At 58.2% G+C, this 5,282-nt stretch carries 3 protein-coding genes; all 3 read left to right on the top strand.

Features of this window, described 5'->3' with window-relative positions; all coding sequences use genetic code 11:
• Nucleotides 1–1,967, top strand: a 1,967-nt coding sequence (locus ACIQ3A_RS13670) for a hypothetical protein (protein WP_396432276.1), incomplete at its 5' end; no start/stop codon positions are given.
• A gap of 244 nt (nucleotides 1,968–2,211) precedes the next feature.
• Nucleotides 2,212–3,603: a TolC family protein gene (locus ACIQ3A_RS13675; RefSeq protein ID WP_396432277.1), complete on the top strand. Its 1,392-nt coding sequence runs from the start codon at nucleotides 2,212–2,214 to the stop codon at nucleotides 3,601–3,603.
• A 5-nt stretch (nucleotides 3,604–3,608) separates the two neighbouring features.
• Nucleotides 3,609–5,282: ABC transporter transmembrane domain-containing protein (locus ACIQ3A_RS13680; RefSeq protein WP_396432278.1), on the top strand; the 1,674-nt coding region annotated here is incomplete at its 3' end.

Consider the following 5,282-nt stretch of genomic DNA (forward strand, 5'->3'; position numbering starts at 1 on the left):
ACATCACACTGACCGATGTGACGGTGACCGACCCCTTCACCAATTTGACCATCACAGGCGCGACCTTGGCACCGGGCGCCAGCGCCACCTACCTGACCAGTTATACGCTCACGCAAAATGACCTGGACACCAATGGTGGAGGCGATGGTTTCATTGAAAACACGGCCATTGCAACCAGCACAGAGGCCGGCCCCGTCAGCGACACCGAAGCCCTGGAAATCATTGGCCTCAAGGCTTTGAACATCAACAAGAGTTTGAACAACATCACCGAAGGCAACGGCAACCAGGTGGCCGATGCGGCCAATGATGTCCTCAACTACCTGGTCACCGTATCCAACCTGGGAACGCTCACCCTCACCAATGTCAGCGTGGTGGACGAAAGCACGGGGCTCAACGAATCAGGCCTGACCTTGTTGCCAGGTGAAAGCAAAACCTACGAAACCTCTTACACCTTGAAGCAATCCGATCTGGACGACAACGGCAAAGGCGATGGCTACATCGACAACGTGGCCACGGCCGACTCCGATCAGACACCTGCGATCAGCGACAACGAAGCGACCCCTTTGCTGCGCAGCGTGGGCTTGGGGGTGGACAAGAACGCCACAGACATCGCTGGCGGAAGGTTATTTGTCGATGCCGCTGGCCAGGTCATCACCTACGAGATCAGGGTCTACAACGCCGGCAGCGTGACCCTGACCGGTGTGACGGTGACCGATGAGCTGACCAACATGAACGTGACCATTCCCACACTGGCCCCGGGCGAGTTCCAGAACTACATCACCACTTACACCGTCACGCAAGCTGATTTGAACAACAACGCGGGTGGCAATGGCATCATCGAAAACATCACGGTGGCAGACTCTGTCGAGACCACCCCAGTCAGCGACGGGGAAGCCGTGCCTTTGCTGGCCAGGCCCTTGTTGTTCCTCAACAAGTCTTTCCTGAATGTGACCGAGGGCAACGGCAATAACTTGGTAGACGCTGTAGGCGATCAACTCAACTACCTAATTGTTCTGGCCAACCCCGGCAACGTGACCCTGACCGATGTGTCGGTGTTCGAACCCCTGACCGGCCTGACCCAGACCGGTTTGACCTTGGCCCCCAATGCAACACTGACTTACCAGACCTCGTATGTTTTGACGCAAGCCGATCTGGACAACAACGGCGGGGGGGACGGCTACATCGACAACATCGTCATTGCCGACAGCACCCAGACACCTCAGATCAGTGATGTGGAGTCTGTGCCGATCTTGCGCAGCATCGCGCTGGCCTTTGACAAGGAGTTTGTCAACGTGACGGGCGGCAACGGCAATGCCCTCGCCGACTTCGCTGGCGACGCCTTGAACTTCAGCTTCACCGTCACCAACCAGGGCACTGTGACTTTGACCAACGTGGTGGTGACAGACGCGGTGACGGGACTGAACCAGACGCTGGCTTCGCTCGCCCCTGGCGGTCAGGCCGTGTTCAATTCAAGCTACACCTTGCTGCAGTCAGACCTGGACAGCAACGGTGGTGGCGACGGTCGGGTCGAGAACACCGCCACGGCAGACACGGACCAAACCCTTGCCGTGACGGACATTGAAGGCGTGGCCGTGATCTACGAAGCGAAGATCGATCTGACGAAATACGTCTCGGTGGATGATGGGCTGACCTGGGAAGATGCCAACTTGCCGACGGGCCCCAGCCTGTCGTCTGCGGCAGGCATCAACCCACTGTACAAGTACACCGCATTGAACGATGGCACCGTGACCTTGAATGACTTGACGCTCACCGATGGGACCTATGACCTGAATGGTGGTGCGGCCGGATTGGCCTTGGATTGGGGGGATCTGGCGCCAGGACTGACAGCCGAGTTCATCTTTGAAGCGCCGTTCATGCTGGGGCAAAACTCGGGTGATGCCTTGGTCACAGCCACTGCACTCACGCCTGTCGTGGACATCGACAACGCCTACTACCTGGGTGTGTAAGCAACAGCCATGCGCAGCGTCCATCACTGATGCCACGCTGAGGGGCTGAATGGCCCACGGGTAAGCCTTGCGGCTTACCCGTTTTTTCATGGGCTACTGCTTCGCTGGTAATGCCGCTATCGGTTTCAAAGGATGTCCATGAACAGAACACCTGCCTAAGCTTGGTCGCATGGCTTGTGCTGCTTTTAAGGCCCCTGCACTTCATGCCTTTTGAACCCAGACTTACAGGAGATTTATGCACCTTTTGAGAACACGCACATGGTGCCTGGCTGCGGCCATGTTGCCGACTTGGTGCTTTTCACAAAGCTTGCAAGAAGCTGTTTTAAAGTCGCTGACCCAGTACCCGAGCATCGCTGCGAGTCAGTCACGAACCCAAGCCGCCCAATCGGACATCATGCGGGCCAAGGGTGCGCATTGGCCACAATTATCGTGGTCAGCGACTTACAACGATTACCGAAGCAATGCCTTGTCGGACCGTTGGGTGCAGTCACCGCTGTTGAGCCTGAACCTCTGGTCTGGCGGCCGCATTCAGTCGGATGTCGAGCGCGCCGAGGCATTGGCGCGAGCCAGCCAAAAGCAAGAAGGCATCACACGCGACGATGTCGCACTGCTCAGCAGCGAGGCCTACCTGCAATGGGCACACTACAAGCACATGGTGGCCTTGGCTCAGGAAAATTTGAGCACCCATGAAAAAATTCTCCGCGATTTCCTCACCATTACCCAAGTTGATCCAGGCCGTCGCATCGACTTGAACCAGGCCCAGGTGCGTTATGACAACGCCCAAATCAGCTTGCTCAAAACCCAGACCGACACGGCAGAGGCCGCCGAGCGTGTGGCGCGCATGTTGATGGCGCCCGTGCCATCCGAGCCCAGTGGTCTCGAATGGCTGCCCCCCATTCAGTACGCATCCCTTGACCAGGCCCAAATGAAGCTGGACGATCAGCACCCCGTCATTGCCAGGCTATTGGCACAACGTGAGGCCGCGCAGGCCAGCGTGCGCTTTGCGCAGGCCCAAAACGCACCGAGCGTCAACCTGACCCATGCCAAATCCACCACGCCCGGTCTGGCAGATGGCAAATTCGTGACGCAACTGCAATTGAACCTGCCGCTGTTCGATGGCGGCACCGCTCGCGGGGCTGTGGGCGTGGCCACGGCCAATTTGCAGGCACTGGAATCCGACCTGAAAGAAACCCGCCTGATCCTGAACGAACAACTTGCCACAGTTTGGGCAAGCTGGGTGTCCTACAAAAGCCGGGCCGAAATGGGGCAACAGCAAACCCGTACCGCCCAGGACCTGGCACAGGGCTATGGGCAACAGTTTCGGGTGGGGCGACGCTCCTTGCTGGATTTGCTGAACATCCAAAGCGATCTCTACACCTACCAAAGCAACACGGCCACCGCCTTGCTTGAATCGCGCCTGTCTCAACTGCGCATCCTGGCCAACCTCGGCCAGTTGGCCAACACCTGGACGCTGGCGCCTGCCGGCCGTGCGCTGCCGGGCTCAGTGCAAATTGCACCGCCCAAAAGCCCCCCATTGGCGACCCTCTCTCAGACCCTGAGCAGCCCGGATGCTTTGACCATGGCCCACATGGTGGACCCGAGCCAAGCCTTTGCCCTTCCCTTACCCCAAGAGTGACCACCATGGACCCCATTGCCTTTCAGCCAACTGATGCCCACAAAACGAACGATTGGCCAACGCCGGAGACATCCACACCCGACCTGCAAGCGCGTGACCCCCTGCTGGTCTGTCTGGCCCTGACTGCCAAAAAAATCGACCGCGAGGTCCATCTGTCGGCACTGCGCGCCGGTTTTGCCGTAGACGAAGAAGGCCGCATACCCAAAAGTGCCTACCCCGACCTGGCACAACTGCACGGCATGGTCGCGGTCTGGTCACGCACCCCCCTGAACCAACTGCCCAGTTATGTTTTGCCCGTCATCGTGCCACTGGTCGATGGTCGTGCCGTCGTGCTGGTGTCTGTGGCGGGACAAACGGCCAAAGTGCTGATGGCCGATTCGGGTATGGCGGAAATCACCATGTCCTTGGACGAACTCCAACAATTGAGCTATGGCGAAATTTTGGTAGTGAAACCCGCCTCACAAAAATCAGCCCATCAACTGGTCCCTTTCCAAGGCGAGGCGCTGGCATGGTTCTGGAACACGGTTTGGCGCTACAAAGGTTTTTACATGGAGGCCATCACCGCCGCCGTGGTGGCCAATGTGCTCACGTTGGCAGCGGTGTTCTTTGCCATGAACGTGTACGACCGTGTGGTGCCCACCCAGGCCTACACCTCGTTGTGGACCCTGGCGATTGGCACGACGGTGGCGATTCTTCTGGAATTTGGCACCCGATGGCTCAAGGCACGCTTGGTGGACCTGGCTGGACGGAAAGCAGACCTGAGTTTGAACGCCACCTTGCTGCGTGAAATCATGGCCATCCGGCTGGAGCACCGGCCGCAATCGATCGGCATCTTTGCCAGCTCGATGCGTGACTTTGAATCGCTGCGCGACTTCATGTCATCGGCCTCCATGGTGATGGTGGTGGACATGCCCTTTATCCTGATGTTCCTGGTGCTGATCGGCATCATTGGCGGCCCGATTGCCTGGATTCCAGCCGCTGCAGTGCCCATTCTGGTCATCGTGGGTTTGTGGGCGCAAAGGCCCCTGATGCGGGCCATGCGCGAGAACATGAAAGAAAGTGGCGACAAGCAAAGTGTGCTGGTCGAATCGCTCTTGAACCTGGAAATGCTCAAAGCCCACAACGCAGAAAGTTACCTGCAAAGACGATGGGAAAACGCCAATTTGGCCACCACCGATTCGTACAAAAAAATTCGTTCCCTCACCAACCTGATGCTCGGTCTGACCGCCACGGCCCAGCAACTGGTGACGGTCGGCATGGTGGTTTATGGCGTTTATCTGATTGGTGACAACACCCTCACACTGGGTGGCCTGATCGCTTCGGTCATTTTGGCGGGTCGTGCCATTTCGCCATTGGGCAGCGTGATGGCCCTGGCCGCACGGTACCAGCAAGCGCGCAGTTCACTGGACACACTGGACGCCCTGATGAAACGCCCACGCGACCGCGATGGCTCACGCCGTTACGTGGTGCCCGAAAAAATTGCCGGCAGCTTGCGCGCCGATGATCTGGAGTTTGCATACCCCGGTGAGCAACCGATCCCGGTCATCCGCAAACTGTCCTTGAATCTGGCAGCCGGACAGCACCTGGCATTGCTCGGCCGCATTGGCAGCGGCAAAAGCACCTTGTTGCGTTTGCTGGCAGGTTTGTACACGCCACTGGGGGGCAGAGTGTCCATTGAT

This window comes from Limnohabitans sp. (genome assembly GCF_044361985.1).
Lineage (GTDB): Bacteria > Pseudomonadota > Gammaproteobacteria > Burkholderiales > Burkholderiaceae_C > Limnohabitans_A.